Below are 15,660 nucleotides of genomic sequence, written 5' to 3' on the forward strand. Positions count from 1 at the left end.
CACACGGGCGCCCGGCCGCGCACACCGCCGACCGTCCAGCCGGACACCCTCGCGAGCGCCCAGCTATGCGCCGCGCAACCGACCGCCTATGCCCGCCCGAGACTCTGCTCGTGGCGCTCGCGGGCTTCGGCGCTGTAGCGGTCGCGGTAGCGCACGTCCACGAGCTCGGCCACGATGGCGATAGCCAGCTCGGCCGGGGTCTTCGCGCCGAACTTCAGGCCGATGGGCCGTTTCACGCGCTCCCAGTCCTCCTCGGTAATGCCCGCGGCCAGCACCAGGTCGTGCACGGTGGCGTTCTTCCCAGCGCAGCCCATCATGCCCACGTAGTGCACGCCGTTCTGGAGCGCCCAGATGCAACCCTCGGGGTCGAACATGTGGCCACGGGTGAGCACGCACACATAGTCGTCGGGCCGCGCCGGCATGTTCGCCAGCTCGTCGAAGGTGCCGCCGTGCAGTAGGATGCGCTCGGCTGCGGGGAACCGCTCAGCGTTCAGGAACGCCTCGTCGTAGTCGACGGCGATCACATGGAAGCCCACATGGTCGGCCAGGGCCGCCACTTCCACAGCCGCATCGGACGCGCCCAGAAGCCACACGCGCACCTTCCCGAACAAAGGCTCGCTCGCCCAGGTGAGGCCGGCGAACTGGTCGTTGTGCATAGAAGGGCCGCGGGTGACGTCCTTGGCCTGGAACACATCGCGCGGCGACAGGGGCCGCGATGCCACAATTTCCTTGGCGTCGTTGCAGAAGAACACGAGCGATTCCCCGTCGGCGGAGCCCACCTCGCCGTACTTCTTCGTCACCTCGTTGTCCACATTGCCCACGGCCGCGGCTGCATCGTAGACCACCTTGAAGCCGAGCCAGGCCAAGTCCCCCTCGTCCAGGGCCCGCAGGGCCCGCTCGAAGGTAGGGATGTCCGCCTCGCTCAGGGCGGCTGCGATGGCCGCCAGAACCGCAGGGCCGATATGGGGGTCGCCCGCGGTAGCCGCCTCGGAGAACGCGGGCACGTCCTCGGGGGTGAGCGCGGGCACGCGCCCCACTCGCAGATCGGCAATGACCGCCTCAAGGGTTTCGCGCTTCATGGAATTCCTCGATTCTCGCAACAGATCTCTCAATGAAAAGGGCGGCCCTGGGGCCGCCCCGCTGCAACTGCCTACTCGGCGATATGGACGATGCGCTGCTCGTCCATGGTCATGCGCCCCTCGGCGATGGCCCGCAGCACGGCTGGGTAGATCTCGTGCTCCACCTCGTGGATGCGCGCCTCCAGGGCGTCGATGTCATCCCCGGGCAGCACGGGCACGGCCCGCTGGGCCACGATGGGACCCTTGTCGTATTCCTCATTAGCCAGGTGCACAGTCACGCCCGTCACCTTCACGCCGAAGTCCCAGGCATCCTGGATGGCGTGGCCGCCCTTGAAAGAGGGCAGCAGGGCCGGATGCAGGTTCAGCACCCGATCGGGGAAGGCGTCCAGCACCACGGGGGTCAGCTTGCGCATGTAGCCGGCCATGACCAGGTACTCGGCGCCGGCCTCGGCCATGATGGCGGCAATGCGCCCATCGGCGGCCTCGCGATCCTCGTACACGGTGCGGTCGAACACCGTCACGGGAATGGCCGCGGCCCGAGCCCGCTCGATGCCGTAGGCATCGGGGCGCGACGACAGCACGTGCACGACCTCCACGGGCAGGCCTTCATGGGCGATGGCATCGATGATGGCTTGGAGGTTGGTTCCGCTGCCCGAGAGCAAAACGCCGATCTTCAGCTTGTCAGTCATTCCAATCCCTTCCCTTGGCTTGAAAAGCACGGTTTGGCCATCCGCGCACTTTCCTATTCCAGCTTTTGGCTTGAAATCGACGACTTGGGAACCGCTCTATGCGCTTTATCGCCCAGATGTATTACATGACCTGGGAAAATTCAACGCTGGTAATACACGCAATGCCTTCTACGCTCTTTTTAGGCCCCAGATCGTTCTTTTCAAGCCATAAAATGGACTGGACGCTACGCGAACAGGCTCCCCTCGCCCGCGTACTGCACCTCGCCCGTGCCGGCCACGATGCGGCCGACGCGGTAGGTCTGCTCGCCGGCCGCGCCTAAGGCCGCCTCCACGGCCTCGGCGCGGGCAGGATCCACGATGAGGATCATGCCCAGGCCCATGTTGAAGGTCTTCAGGGCCTCGACCTCCGACAGGTTCGCCGCCTCGCAGGCGAAGCGCACCACGGGCGGGAGGGGCCACGTGCCCAAATCCACCTCGGCGTTCACCGTGACAGGCAGGGCGCGGTTCAGGTTCTCGGTGATGCCGCCGCCGGTGATGTGGGCCAGGGCACGGATGGCGCCGGGCTCCTTCTCCATTGCGGCGCGCACCGGCTTCACGTAAATGCGCGTAGGCGTGAGCAGAGCCTCCAGAATGCTCTGACCGGCCAGGTCCTCGCGAGCCTCGCGCAGCGCCTCTTCGCTGCGGCCTTCCACGCACACCTTGCGGGCCAGGGAATAGCCGTTGGAATGCAGGCCCGAGGAGGCCAGGCCGATGAGCACGTCGCCCTCGCGCACGCTCTCGGGATCGAGCATCTTCGGGCGATCGACCACGCCCACGCAGAAGCCGGACAGGTCGTAGTCATCGGGATCCATCACGCCGGGGTGCTCGGCCATCTCGCCGCCGATGAGCGCGCAGCCGGACTGGCGGCAGCCCTCGCCGATGCCGCCGACGATCTTCGCCATGGCCTCGGAGTCCAGCTTGCCCACGGCCACGTAGTCGAGGAAGAATAGCGGCTCGGCGCCCGTGGCCAGAATGTCGTTCACGCACATGGCCACCAGATCGATGCCCACGGTGTCGTGCACGCCCAAACGCTGGGCCACCTTCAGCTTGGTGCCCACGCCGTCGGTGCCGGACACCAGCAGCGGATCGTCCATGGCCTTGGCCGCCGCGATGGAGAACAGGCCGCCGAACCCGCCGATGTCGCCCACCACTTCGGGGCGGTAGGTGGAATGCACCGTGTCCTTGATGGCGTCCACGGCCCGGGCGCCCTCGACGATATCGACGCCGGCCTCGGCATAGGTCACGCTGTTCTGGTTTTCCATGGGGTTCCTTTCCAAGAATGATCCGCTGGCTCATAGTATAAGGGACGGAACGGCCCTGGGGCCCCGCAACGGCGCAGAGGCTTCCCACGCGGCCCGGGCCTCAGGCGACGGCTCTACTCGGTTCGGTCCGACACGTCGCCGGCAATGTCGGTGGCCGCCTCGTCCTCCACCGTCAGGTCGCTGCGGTAGTCGCCCGTGCCCACATGGGCGATGGGCACGAACTCGGCCGGCGCGGCGAAGGTGATGTAGCGCCAGGTGTTGTCGGCGCCGTCGCAGGTGCAGAAGCCGAAGAGCTTCGTGGCATCGGTGACCAGGGCCGCCACATCGTTGTCGGGAGCGACGATGGACTCGTCGAGCAGCCACTGCTTGAAGTCGGAGAACTCCTGGTCGGTAGCGTAGTTCGGCGTGGCGATGGAGGAATGGGTCATGGGCACGTGCTCCACGGCGAAGGTTTGCAGGCGGTAGTTCCCCTCGGGCGTGAGCAGGTAGATGGTGCGATGCTCGTTGAAAATATCGGAATCGCGCAGCTCGGCGAACAGGGCGAACATGGACCCGTTGCGCATGTGGTGGCCGTAGAGGATGTTCACCTCGTCGGAGAAGTCGCCGGCGTTCTCGCCCGACAGCATGATGGAGCCGAACTCGGCCCCGAAGGAGCCCTCGCCCAGGCTGAAGTTGTGGTGCAGGTAGTACTCCGAATCGCCGTCCTTGTGGGCGACGGGATAGTTCACCATGGTGCCGGGCATGTACACCCAGGCCACCACATCGGGGTTGATCGCCCGCAGGGCGTCCCAATCTACCACCAGGTCGGCCAGGTTGATGCTTTCCGGAGCCGCTTCGGCCTCGGTCACCGCCGGGCCCGCGCTCTGGGCGATCTCGTCGTACTCGTTCTGGCTCGACCAGTAGGTCCAGGCCAGATAGCCCAGGGTGCCCACCGAGGCGATGAACACGATGAGGGCCACCCAGAACACGATGCGCCAGAGGCAGCCGCCCTTCCTCTTTTTACGGTCTCTCTCGGTCGCCATGGTTGACGGCCCCTTTCCACGTCGATTACGCGCCCCCGGCCCGCGGCCGCAGGCACCCGACCCGCCCCTGGGCTGGCCGGCCCAAAACAAAAAAGGCCCCCGAAGGGGCCCGCATGGAATGCTACTTCTTCATCTCGTCCATGAAGCCCTTGGCGATGAACACCACGATGATCAGGACGATGACCGCGACACTGACCCAGATGACCTCGGGGGGAATGAAATCAAGCATGGGAAACTCCTTCTATGGAACAGGCCCGCTCCTCACGCGCCCATTGACTTCCTGATGTTGGGTTCATAGTACCCCGAACCCTGCCGTTTCGCAAGGAAAACCCCTCGCCCCGCCGACCGCGCACGGTGGACGGGGCGAGGGGGAGGCACCAAGTCCTCGGGCAAACGGGCCACGGCTCAGCTGGAGGATCGCGGCCCGCCGGAAGGGCAGCCCCCTCACCGGGAGGCGCCCCGACCACGCCGGGGCGCCTCGTGCGGGCAATGCGAGCCCCCCGCAAGGGAAGTCTATTCGTGGCAGGTGCCGCACTCGTACACGTCTTTGTGGTGACAGCTCGAACATTTCTCCTGGGCCGCCGCCTGCACATCGGCCTCACCATGCATGGTGTGGCAGCTGGCGCAGTCCACCTGGCCCTCATGGCCGCTGTTGGCCGGAACGTCATGGGGGTTCACCGTCGTACCATTCTGGTCGGTGAGCACGGTCACATCGGCCGTGGCGGCCTTCAAATCCTCGGCGCTATGGCAGCTCGCGCAGGCAGTGGCATCGATCTTCGAGCGCTTCAGCTTCTTGGGCATCTTCGAATCGGCCGTCTTGCCGTCGTGGGACTTCTCCATAGCCGACTCGTCGTTGTGGCAGGTGACGCACGTCACGGCAGCGTGGTTGGAAGCGGCCTGAGCCGTGTTCTCCATGGACGCCTGCTGGTCGGTGTGACACATGACGCAGTCGGATTCCATCGACCACTCGACGCTCACGGCATCGCCGGCATCGGCGCTGGCTTTCTCTTCCGCAGACGGCGCCGTCTGCGGAGCGCAGGCGGCGCATACCGCCAGAACTCCCACGCACGCCACGCAAAGCGCCGCCAAACGCATCTTGCGGAACTGTTTCCGCTCAATCAAACCCATCGCGGTTCGCTCCTTTCCCCGCACGGCCCTAGGCGTCCCACGCATCGCGCGCGGCCGCATCGGTGGCCGCCCACATGCCGGTAATGCAGCACTCGGCCATATTCCAGCCGCCGTTGTAAACCCAGCCGAAGCCGGCGCCGCACTCACCGCAGTTGTAAAGGCCGGGGATGGGCTCGCCGAACGGATCGAGCGTCTGGGCCTTCGTGTTGCGCTTGGGGCCGCCCTGGGTGTTGTAGATGGCCGGGAACACCTGCAAGGCGTAATAGGGGCCTGCGCCCAGCGGGGCCATGAGCTCGGCAGCACGGCCGAAGTCCTCGTCCACACCAGCCGTGGCCATGGCGTTGTAGCGCTCCACGGTGGCCTCCAAGTCGGCGGCCTCCACCTCCATCATGGACGCCAGCTCGGCCAGCGTGTCGGCCTTCAGGACCCAGCCACGCTCCACCTCGGGGGCGTTGTCCTCGCTCCACTCGTAGCCGCTGTGGGCATTGAACCAGCTGAACTTCGACGACTCGTTGTTGCTCGCAACACCCAGCGGGCCGGCAGTGCCCGTGGCAGCATCGGTGATCAGCCAGAACGGCAGGTTCGGCCACTCGCACTCGATGCCGTCGTACCAGCCCAGATACTCGCGACGACCGAAGGAGTGGCGGTCGGGGCGGTCCTCGGCCATGAAGCGCTTGCCGTGCTTGTCCACGTGGATGAGCGACAGGCGACCCTCGGTGGGCTCAGTCACGGTGAAGTGCACCGCCGTGGTGATGATATCGGAGTCATAGGCGCCGTTGCCGAAATCGAGACCCGGAACCTTGATCTGGCCCACGCCCATCTGAGTGCAGTTCATGTGCCACAGGTCGGCACCAACCTTTTGGGCCATCTTGATGCCGTCGCCGGTGTTGTAGGGGGTGCCGCGGCCGAACAGGGGCCAAGCCGGATAGGTGTTCTCGATCATGGAGTCATTGAACTCGTAGCCGCCGGTGCACAGGATGACGCCCTTACGCGCCTTGATGTTCACCTCGGCGCCCTCCACGTTGGCCACAACGCCGATAACGGCACCGTCAGCGTCGGTGATGAGGCGCAGGCCGGGAGCCTCGTAGAGCACCTCCACGTTCTCGCACTCGTCGAGTCCCACGCGCATGGCCTCCCACAGGGCCGACTCGCCCACCGTGCCGTTGGCGCAGTAGACGACGGAGCAGCCGTCGCTGTGCGGCACGCCCGGATGCTCCGGCGCGTAAACGCCGGGCAGCTCCACGATGTCCATGTCGAAGTCGATAAGGAAGTCGTCGTTGAGCGTCATGCCCGCCTTCATGAACGCGGTGAGATACTCCACCGTGTCCTGGTCAGCGATACGGTTCGCGCAGTTGAGGGCATACTCCAAGCCCGCGGCCTCATCGGTGGCCACGCACCAGATGTTGCCCGACACGCGGGAGTTTCCACCGGAATCTTCCTCGCTCGACTTCTCGAGCACCAGCGTCTCGGCCCCCTCGCGCGACGCCGTGATGGCCGCGGCCAGGCCGGCGGCACCCATGCCGAGCACCACGATGTCGGTCTCACGGGCCCACTCCACGTCGGCCGTGGCGGCCAGGGTCGTCCCATCCTCGCCCTGGCTCGCGCAGCCAGAAAGCGCAGCCCCGAAAACAGCCGTCGCGCCGACGAGGCCGGCGCCCTTGAGCAGGTCGCGACGAGACAGCGACTGCCGTGCTTCCATTACGTTCTCCTCCATTGCCCTTCCTTTCCTTTGATGACAGGGTGGGTCAACCATAGCGAAGAACCCGAACCCCGAAAAACAGCGTATCGTTGCAGGGCCACAAGCCTGCGTTGTGCCCTCTCGACTTCGCGGAGAACCCCTCGTTGTGCGGCTACGACGAAAAGTTGTGGCACCGCTTTCTCGCCGCCGAGAAACGTTCGATACAATGTCAACGAGGGGAAGGAGCAGGGGTGCACGACTACGATATCCAGCATCTGCGATGCTTCGTCGCCGCCGTCGATGCCAAGAGCATCTCGAAGGCCGCGAAGGAGATGTTCGTGTCCCAGCAGGCGCTCTCCAAAAGGCTGCGCTCCCTGGAGAGCACGCTCGGATTCTCGCTGCTCGCCCGCGAGATGACCGGCGTGAGCCTCACGCCCGAGGGGCGCGCCTTCTATCAGGACGCCTTAGCAGCGCTCGCGGCCTTCGACGCCTGCGTAGCCCACGGCAAGGAGCTCGCCCGACATCAGCACCCGCCCACCGCCTCGCTGTGCGCGCTGCCGCTGTGCTTCGAGAGTTTCGGAGGTGCCCTGTCGGCGAAAGCCATGGAGCAGTTCCAGGCCACCCACGCACCCCTCAAGTTCATTTTCGCGGAACTGCCCGACGCGCTTTTGGCATCGGGCGTGCTGGAGAGAACCTACGATTTCGGTATCGGCAGCTTCCCGAAGGACGACGGCCGCCTCTGCTCCTCGTCTTTGGCCGAGTTCTCCTTCAGCGTGCTGCTGAGCATCGACCACCCCTTGAGCGGCGAATCGCATCTCTCGCTTGCCCAGCTCGAGCCTTACGAGATGATTGTCCCCTCCATGGAATCGGGCCCGTCGGGCCTTCCCAACTTCGCAGACATCAGCCTGGAGCACCAGCGTGTCTCGCCGCTGCGCATAACCTCCATTAGCGAGGAGAAGCTTCTGCGCGGCACGCTTTCGTTCATCGTGAAGCCCACCCAGAACGCCCTGCGCTACCTGTCGGTGGAGCATGTACGCACTATCCCGCTCGTCGATGAGGACGGCAAGCCCGTGACCTCGTCGCTCGATCTGTTCTGGCGCACCGATCTGCCCATGAACGAGGCCCAACGCGCCCTGAAAACCTTCGTGGAGAAGGCGTATCGGGGACGCGGCCTGGAATAGCCCCGCCCACGCAAGAGGGCCGCGAGCCGTTACGTACGGCACGCGGCCCTCGGGGAAGATCGACGGCCACCCGGGAGGAAGGCGGCCGTCCCGAGAGAGGCGGATTACTTGCCAAGCAGGCGCAGGGCCAGCTGCATGCCCTCGCCGATGCTGCGCACGCCACCGCGGTCGTTGACGAGCTCGCCAGCGCAATAAAGGCCGGCGATGGGCTCCCCGGACTCCCTCAGCGCCGCGCCGTTCTCATCCACGATAACGCCGGCGCAGGTGCCGGAGTCGTGCACGGCATAGGTGGCCGGCGCACAGTAGAACGGCGGCTCCTCGATGGGGCCCACCATATCGAACACGCGGCGGCCGAAGTCGGGATCCTCGCCGGTGGCCATCATCGCGTTCCACGCCTCGACGCTTTCCAGCAGCCCCGCGCTATCAACGCCGATGGCCTCGGCAAGCTCTTCGAGCGTATCGGCGCGATACAGCTGCTCATGGGACAGAAGCTTATCCTCGCTCGGCCCCCAACCGCCCATGGTCAGGCCGTCGACGATGCCCATGCGGGGAGCATCGCAAATGATGAAGAGCACCTGGTCGGTCTGCTCCATGGTGGCGTTCACGATATCAACGCGGTTGGCCGTCTCGTTGACGAAGCGCCTGCCTTCCCGATTCACGTACATGCCCTCGCAGGCAATGTTCTCGATGTTATGCTGCTTCAGGTCGACCGTCGGAAACACCATGGGATTGCCCAGGCCGTCGATTTTGCCGCCGAGCGCCTCCACCATCAAAAGGCCGTCGCCCGTATGCCCCGAGGTGTTCGTCGAGGGAAGCTCGGTGCTCTCGTCCCACGGCCACAGCTTGTTGTACTTCTTCAACAGCTCCGGGTTTCCGGCAAAGCCGCCCGTGGCCAGGATAACGCCCTTGGAGGCACGCACGTTGTACGTCGTGCCGTCCTCGGCAACGCCCACCAGGCCGACGACCTCGTCGCCTTCGGCAATGAGCTCGGTGGCCGGCGTGCAGGTGAGCAGCTGCACCGGGAGCTGCTTCTCGGCGATGATGTCGCGGAAGTTGCCGAAGTAGCCCGAACCGCCCGTGCCGAGGTTCAGCGCCGGCGTCGTGAAGTTGGGCCAGGTGTAGCCGTAGCAGATATTGAGCGGCGTGGTGAGCTCCACGCCCAAACTCAGCAGCCACGGGCACACCTTCACGAGATAGCTCTCGGGATCGTGGATGGGCATATCGGCCACGAGCTCGGAGTAGTTGCCGTCTTTCTCGCACTGGCAGCGCTCCATGGCGTACAGGCCCGTCGTGTCGAACACCGTGGTCTTGCCGTCGGCGTAGTAGTCGTCGTAGGCCTTCTGCAGGGCATCGCAGAACTCGGCCGAGGCACCGCCCGCCCGCGCCTCGGACAGAAGGCTCGTGAAGTAGTCGGCCAAAGGCTCGGTCATCTCGGCGCGCACGTCCTGCGGCGCATCGATGTACTCGATAAGACCGCCGGACACCAGGCAGTTGCCGCCCATGTTGGAGGTTTTCTCGAGCACAACCACCTTCGCGCCCTCGTTGGCCGCGGCCATGGCCGCGCCCATGCCGGCAGCGCCCGCACCGGCGATGGCGATGTCGCATTCGATCTCTTCCACCGCGGTGCTCGGCTCAATGGAGGGCGCCTTGCGCAAGGCCGACAAATCGGCGCCGGCTTGCCGAGCCGCATCTTCCACGGCGGCGATAACGCCCATAGAGGAGAGCGTCGCGCCGGTGACGGTATCGATGCCCGTTGATTGCAGCTCGACGATGCGCGCGGGCAGATCTTGCAGAGCGGCATCGGAGATGAACACGGTCTCCTCGTGTTCGACAACCTTGATGTCCTCGATCTTATCGGCAGCGAACGTAACCTCCACAGCGATCGCATCGGCGCGGCCCTCGCCAGCCCCGGTGTAGGTGCCGGGCGTGAACGCAAGGCCCGCGCCCGCCTTTCCAGACTCGCCGAGGGGCTTGGCCTGAGGCGCGCACCCGCCCAGCATGAGGGTCATGGCGCCGACAGCGCCCATCAAGACGATTTGGCGGCGCGTGAGGTGCGCGCGCCCGTTCAGCAGCGATTGAGTCATAGCAATCCCTTCCTTCTCTAGGCCATGAGCTTCTGGCCGACATCCATGCCCTCGCCCACCGAGCGTACGCCCAGACGATCGAACACAAGCTCGCCGACGCAATACAGGCCCTCGATGGGCGTGCCGTCGGCGCGCAGCGCCTGACCGCTGCCGTCAACAACGACGCCGCCCTGGGTTGCATGGGCCGCGAAGGTGGCAGGCGACAGGTAGAACGGCGGCGTCTCGATGGGCATCTCGTTCGTGAAGATGGTGCGGCCGCAATCGGGATCTTGGCCGGAGACCACCATCTCGTTCCACTTCGCCACACTGGCTACAAGGCCCTCGACGTTAACCCCGGCCTGTTCGGCCAGCTCTTCCAGGGTGTCGGCTCGATAGAGCATGCCGCGCTCGACAAGCGCCTCCTCCGAAGGGCCGATGCCTCCCATGGTGTAGCCGTCCACCACGGCCAGGCACACCGAATCGCAGGGGATGTAGAGCATGTGGTCGGTCTGCTGGAGCGTGGCTTCCACGATGTCGAAGCGACCCTTCATCTCGTCCACAAAGCGCTCGCCCTCCTTGTTCAGGAAGGGACCGAAGCATACGACGTTCTCGATGATGTGCTGCACGGGATCCACCGTGGGGAAGAGCTCGGGGCTGCCCATGCCGTCCACCTGGGCGCCGGCATCGAGGGCCATGACAATGCCGTCGCCCTTGTGGCCGGCGGTGTTGTCGCTGATGATGACCGTGTCGTCATCCCAGCTCCAGGTGGTGTTGTATTCCTTCAGCATATCGGGATTGCCGGCATAGCCGCCCGTGGCGAGCACGGTGCCGCGGCTCGCGCGCACATGATAGGTCGTACCGTCGTCGGCCACGGCCGTAAATCCCACCACCGCGTCGCCCTCCTTGATAAGCTCGGTCACCGAAGTACACGTGATGAGCTCGATGTCCAGCGTGCCCGGATCGAGGAAGGTCTTCTTGAAGAAGTCGAAATAGCCAGCACCGCCGTAACCAGCCGACTGATCGGCCGGCACCGTGAAGTTCGGCCAAATGTAACCGAAGCAAACATCCAAAGGAGCCTGCAGTTCCATACCCAGACCCGTCAGCCACGGCCCCACCTTCACGAACGGGCTCTCGCGGTCGTTGACCGGCGTATCCGCCGTGATGGACGAGTAGTCGCCAGCGCGTTCCACCTGGCAGCGCTCCAGAGCGTATAGGCCCGTCGTGTCGTACACCGTGGTCTTACCGTCGGCATAGTAAGCGTCGTGATCGGCCTGCAACGCGTCCACGAACTCGGGCGCCGCGCCGCCCGCACGGGCCTCGGCCAAAAGCACGTTGAAGTAGTCCTCCAGCTCGGGCGTCATCTCAGCGCGCATCTCCTGGGGCGCGTCGATGAACTCCAACAGGCCGCCGGACACGAAGGCATTGCCCCCGATGTTGGAGGTCTTCTCGACCAGCACCACCTTGGCACCCGCCTCGGCCGCCGCAATGGCCACGCCCATGCCGCCGGCGCCAGCGCCGGCCACGGCCACGTCGCAGGTGATGTCCTTCACCTCGGTGCTCTTCTCGATCTCCGGCGCCTTCTGCAGGGCGCTCACATCGCCGTCAGCCTGACGGGCGGCATCCTCCACGGCGGCCTTGATGGCCATGGATGTGACCGTCGCGCCCGTAATGGCATCGAGTCCCGTGGACTGGTGCTCCACGATGCGCGCCGGCAGCTCTTCCAGGGCCATGTCCGAGATGAAGGACGTCTCGGCATGATCGATAACCGTCACAGCCTCGATGGCGTTCTCGCCGAACGCCACTTCTACGGTCACGAGGCCGCCGCGGCCCTCTGCGGCTCCGGCGTAGACGCCGGGCGTGAACGAGAGGGCGCTTTTCCCACCCCCCGTCGCCGGCGACGGACTCTGCGGCGCACAGCCCCCGAGCGCCAAAGCTGCCGCAGTTGCAGCGCCCAGGGCCACTACTTGGCGGCGGGTCATACCCAGCGCGCCCTTTTCCATACATTCCATGATGTTCCTCCTCCTTGGCTCATCGTTTTCCGCACCATCGTCCGCGGGGAGACGGGCGATGGGGGAACCATAGGCCTTTTCCCGGAGCCGGTGGCCGTGTTTCAGGGGGAAAGCGAAAGACCCCCCACAACAAAGGGTTGCCCCTTGAAACAGGGGGTATACAGGCAATGACCTCGACTTATACGCTATACTTGCATCTTCGGGAGAACACTCATCAATAAGGAGGATCCGTGGGCAATCCGCTCGCACGACTTCGCTTGGACGACCTCGCCTCATCGGTGGCGTTCCGCTTCCTCGGGCTCGGTTTCGCGTGGTCGTGGGCTTGGACGCTATGGGGCGCCCTCTCGTCCTTGACCGGCAGGAGCTCCTTCGGCATCGCCTCATCGCCCGCGTGGATCACCTCGACGACCAGCTGCATTGCCGCGCTGGCCGTGTTCGGCTGGGCCTTCGCCACCGATCGCCTCGCCCCCAGCGCGCGCTGGATTGCCGCGGCGGGACTGCTTGCAACGGGAAGTTCGGTGGCCCTCGGTGCCGGCATCCTTCTCGGAGCACCGGCCCTGCTCCATTTCCTGGGCGGCGCGGCAGCCGGCGTCGGGGCGGCCCTGCTCTATCTGCTGTGGACTTCCGCCTACGCACGGGCTCCGCGGGTGCGCAGCGAGGTGGCCATCCCCCTGTGCGCAGCCGTCACCGTACTGCCGGTTCTCGTGATCAGCGGGGCCATCCCCCTGGCATCATGGGCCTTCACCGCGGCTCTTCCCGCCCTTTCCGCCCTCATGCTCCTCTCGTTCGCGAGACAAGACGATACGCCCGATGCGCCGACAGAGCCGCCTGCGCCTTGGGCTCCCAAGGCGGCCCTCTCGACGCTGGGGGTCCCGGCCGCGGCGCTCTTTGCTTTGTACGGGCTCATCGGCACCACCTCGGGCAGCGGCAGCTTCGCGGGAGCAGGCTCGGCAGCGGCCTTCGAGGGCGTTTTCGCCTTCCTGGGCACCATTGCGGCCCTCGGCCTGGCTGTGGCGGCCCTCAACCGATCGCACGGAAGCCCATCCAATTATCTGTGTTGGGCCCTCACCATGGCAGCCATCGGCGCCCTGCTCTATCTGCAGGAGCTGGATGGGCTGCGCCTGGCCGGCGTGGCCCTCTTCCGCATTGCCGAGGTGATGGCCTTTATCTTCGCCTTCACGTTCCCCCTCGCCCAAAGCCCCCGCATGGCTGCTCGCTGCATCACGACCATCGCCGTACTGCTCGCCGCCAGCAAGTTGGGCGATCTCGCGGGGAGCCTGATGGGCTCCATGGGCGCCGCCTGCACAGGAGCCCTCAATGAGTCCGTGCTCGTGGGGCTGCTCGCCAGTGCGGGCCTGATCTTAAGTCTGTTCGCCAGGCCGAGCCGCACCGCACCCCGCGACATCCCCATCCCCCCTGCCATGGCCGGCGACGACACCGAAGCAGTTTGCAACGCCATCGCCCAGACTTTCGCCCTCGCACCGCGCCAGCGCGACGTACTCGTCCACCTGGCCGCCGGCCGCACGGTGGCCCGCATCAGCCAAACGCTCACCATGTCGGAGAACACCGTCGCATCCTACGTGAAGCAAATCTATGCGCGCCTCGGCGTGCACTCGAAGCAAGAGCTCATCGACTTCGTCCAGTGCTACCGCCACACCGAGCGCCGATAAGAGTGCGAAGCCTCGCGATCGATGGCTGCGACCCCGCCATGACCGCCGGCCGGCAGGCAGGGGCCATGGCGGCCGAAAGACCTCCGTCGGGCATTTTTCCAGGACCACGGCCTTAGCGAAGACCGCCCCTAGCCGAAGTGCTCCACACCGAGGCGGTCTTCCAGGGCGTTCACGATGATGCGCAGGGCCTTGATGCGAGCATAGCGCTTGTCGTCGGACTCCAGCACGATCCAGGGGGCGAAGGTGGTGGAGGTGAGGCGGAACATGTCGTTGATGGCGGCCTTGTACTGGGGATACTTCTCGCGGTTGCGCCAGTCGTCCTCGGTGATCTTCCACTGCTTGGCCGGATCCGTCTCGCGATCCTGGAAGCGGCGCAGCTGCTCCTCGGGGCTCACGTCCACCCAGAACTTCAGCAGGATGGCGCCCCAATCCACCAGGTCGTGCTCGAACTCGTTGATCTCGTCGTAGGCGCGGCTCCACTCCTCGGGAGTGGCGAAGCCCTCCACCCGCTCCACGAGCACGCGGCCGTACCAGCTCCGGTCGTACATGCCCACGTGGCCCGCCTTGGGCAGGCGCGTCCAGTAGCGCCACAGGAAGGGATGATTCAGCTCGGGCTTGGTGGGGGCCGGCGACGGGAAGATGTTGTAGGCGCGGGCGTCGAGGGCCTGGGCCACGCGCTTGATGTTGCCGCCCTTGCCCGCGGCGTCCCAGCCCTCGTACATGAGGATGAGGGGCACCCGCTTCTGGAACATGATGTTCTCGAGGCGGAACAGGCGCGCCTGGAGGGCCCGCAGGGTCTTCTTGTAGGATTCCGGGTCGATGGCCAGGCTGTGGTCGATGAGATCGACCTGGGGATAGTCCTCAACAATGGCGAAGCGCGACTGGCGGGGCGCCAGCTCGCGGGCGGCCTCGGCCTGGGCCTTGGCCCGGGCCAACCGCATGCCGGAGAGCATCCCGCGCCCCGGGGCACCCACGCCATCGGTCATGCCGAGGGCCTCGAGGTTGAACTGGGCCTCCATCTCCGCCTGATGGGCCGAGAAGGCGCCGCGCAGGGCGTCGTTGGCCTCCTTCTGGCGCAGCCCCTGCTCCAGGGCCTCCACCAGCGTGCGGGCGATGGTGAGATTCGTGCGGCGCTTGTCCTCCCCGTTGAGCAGCACCCAGGGGGCGAAGGGGTAGTCGCTGCGCTCCAGCAGACGGTCGTACAGCTCGTAGGCGGCCTCGTAGCCGTGGTGGCTGTGCAGCTTCTTGTCGGTGACGCGCCAGCGGGTGGCCGGGTCATCGTGAAGGCTGCGCAAGCGCTTCACCTGGGCTTCCTTGGTCATGTGCACGAAGAACTTCACGACGATATAGCCGTCGGCGGTCAGCTGCCGCTCGAAGTCGTAGATGGAATCGAGGTAGTGGCGCTCCTCTTCCTTGGGCAGCAGCAGCTTGGCCGGGGCGTTGTACAGCATGTGCTGGATGACCGCCGAGTACCATCCGCGGTCGTAGAAGGTGATGGAGTTGCGCTCGCCGAGGGCCTTCCAGAAGTCCTGCATGATGGGATAGTAGCCCGTCACGCCCCATTCGCGACCGGCGAACTCGCGGGCATCGGGGTCGAGGTCGAGTCCGACGTAGACGCCCGTGGAGCGTGCATCGAGGTTGTACATGAGGTCGGAGATGCGACTGCCCTTGCCGGCGCCGTTCCAACCCTCGAACAGCACGACGAGGCCCACGCCGGCGTTGTGGGCCTGCTGCTGCAGCACGACGAGTTGCTCGATGAGGGCATCCCATTCCTGCTTGTACTCGGCCTTGGGCAGCTTCTTCTGGTTGAAGTCGATGGTCTCCAGCATGCCGGAGGCTC

11 protein-coding genes are annotated in these 15,660 nt (G+C 65.7%); 2 read left to right on the plus strand and 9 right to left on the minus strand.

Annotated features, from left to right (window positions below; all coding sequences use genetic code 11):
* Window positions 1-86: 86 nt before the first annotated feature.
* From ACTOXK_RS02580 to ACTOXK_RS02605, 6 genes are all read right to left on the minus strand, one after another.
* The gene (locus ACTOXK_RS02580; RefSeq protein WP_482278202.1) at window positions 87-1,079 is read right to left on the minus strand and encodes an XdhC family protein; all 993 of its coding nucleotides are present in this window, start codon (window positions 1,077-1,079) and stop codon (window positions 87-89) included.
* Between the two features lie 71 nt (window positions 1,080-1,150).
* Entirely contained in the window at window positions 1,151-1,768 is a 618-nt protein-coding gene (purN, locus tag ACTOXK_RS02585; protein ID WP_482278201.1) for a phosphoribosylglycinamide formyltransferase, read from the minus strand.
* A 224-nt stretch (window positions 1,769-1,992) separates the two neighbouring features.
* Window positions 1,993-3,069, minus strand: a complete 1,077-nt coding sequence (purM, locus tag ACTOXK_RS02590; RefSeq protein ID WP_482278200.1) for a phosphoribosylformylglycinamidine cyclo-ligase — start codon at window positions 3,067-3,069, stop codon at window positions 1,993-1,995.
* 113 nt (window positions 3,070-3,182) lie between these two features.
* A complete protein-coding gene (locus ACTOXK_RS02595; protein ID WP_482278199.1) occupies window positions 3,183-4,091 on the minus strand; it encodes a class B sortase in 909 nt (302 codons plus the stop codon).
* A 513-nt stretch (window positions 4,092-4,604) separates the two neighbouring features.
* Window positions 4,605-5,219, minus strand: coding sequence for a hypothetical protein (locus ACTOXK_RS02600; protein ID WP_482278198.1), 615 nt, complete (start codon window positions 5,217-5,219; stop codon window positions 4,605-4,607).
* Between the two features lie 28 nt (window positions 5,220-5,247).
* Window positions 5,248-6,933, minus strand: a complete 1,686-nt coding sequence (locus ACTOXK_RS02605) for an FAD-dependent oxidoreductase (RefSeq protein WP_482278197.1) — start codon at window positions 6,931-6,933, stop codon at window positions 5,248-5,250.
* 215 nt (window positions 6,934-7,148) lie between these two features.
* On the opposite strand from ACTOXK_RS02605, the gene ACTOXK_RS02610 reads away from it, so the two are divergent.
* The gene (locus ACTOXK_RS02610; protein WP_482278196.1) at window positions 7,149-8,078 is read left to right on the plus strand and encodes a LysR family transcriptional regulator; all 930 of its coding nucleotides are present in this window, start codon (window positions 7,149-7,151) and stop codon (window positions 8,076-8,078) included.
* A 104-nt stretch (window positions 8,079-8,182) separates the two neighbouring features.
* Here the strand turns inward: ACTOXK_RS02610 and ACTOXK_RS02615 are convergent, their stop codons facing one another.
* The gene (locus ACTOXK_RS02615; RefSeq protein ID WP_482278195.1) at window positions 8,183-10,162 is read right to left on the minus strand and encodes an FAD-binding protein; all 1,980 of its coding nucleotides are present in this window, start codon (window positions 10,160-10,162) and stop codon (window positions 8,183-8,185) included.
* 17 nt (window positions 10,163-10,179) lie between these two features.
* A complete protein-coding gene (locus tag ACTOXK_RS02620; protein ID WP_482278194.1) occupies window positions 10,180-12,150 on the minus strand; it encodes an FAD-dependent oxidoreductase in 1,971 nt (656 codons plus the stop codon).
* A gap of 230 nt (window positions 12,151-12,380) precedes the next feature.
* Here ACTOXK_RS02620 and ACTOXK_RS02625 point away from each other — a divergent pair, with 230 nt between their 5' ends.
* Window positions 12,381-13,820, plus strand: a complete 1,440-nt coding sequence (locus ACTOXK_RS02625; protein ID WP_482278193.1) for a helix-turn-helix transcriptional regulator — start codon at window positions 12,381-12,383, stop codon at window positions 13,818-13,820.
* A 128-nt stretch (window positions 13,821-13,948) separates the two neighbouring features.
* Here the strand turns inward: ACTOXK_RS02625 and ACTOXK_RS02630 are convergent, their stop codons facing one another.
* The gene (locus tag ACTOXK_RS02630) at window positions 13,949-15,649 is read right to left on the minus strand and encodes a polyphosphate--AMP phosphotransferase (protein ID WP_482278192.1); all 1,701 of its coding nucleotides are present in this window, start codon (window positions 15,647-15,649) and stop codon (window positions 13,949-13,951) included.
* Window positions 15,650-15,660 lie beyond the last annotated feature (11 nt).

Source organism: Adlercreutzia sp. (genome assembly GCF_056795635.1).

Bases quoted from the DNA above. Each gene is read 5' to 3' on its own strand.
- ACTOXK_RS02630 (WP_482278192.1), bottom strand. From the start codon at position 15,649: ATGCTGGAGACCATCGACTTCAACCAGAAGAAGCTGCCCAAGGCCGAG.
- purM (WP_482278200.1), bottom strand. From the start codon at position 3,069: ATGGAAAACCAGAACAGCGTGACCTATGCCGAGGCCGGCGTCGATATC.
- ACTOXK_RS02580 (WP_482278202.1), bottom strand. From the start codon at position 1,079: ATGAAGCGCGAAACCCTTGAGGCGGTCATTGCCGATCTGCGAGTGGGG.
- ACTOXK_RS02620 (WP_482278194.1), bottom strand. From the start codon at position 12,150: ATGGAATGTATGGAAAAGGGCGCGCTGGGTATGACCCGCCGCCAAGTA.
- ACTOXK_RS02615 (WP_482278195.1), bottom strand. From the start codon at position 10,162: ATGACTCAATCGCTGCTGAACGGGCGCGCGCACCTCACGCGCCGCCAA.
- purN (WP_482278201.1), bottom strand. From the start codon at position 1,768: ATGACTGACAAGCTGAAGATCGGCGTTTTGCTCTCGGGCAGCGGAACC.
- ACTOXK_RS02595 (WP_482278199.1), bottom strand. From the start codon at position 4,091: ATGGCGACCGAGAGAGACCGTAAAAAGAGGAAGGGCGGCTGCCTCTGG.
- ACTOXK_RS02600 (WP_482278198.1), bottom strand. From the start codon at position 5,219: ATGGGTTTGATTGAGCGGAAACAGTTCCGCAAGATGCGTTTGGCGGCG.
- ACTOXK_RS02605 (WP_482278197.1), bottom strand. From the start codon at position 6,933: ATGGAGGAGAACGTAATGGAAGCACGGCAGTCGCTGTCTCGTCGCGAC.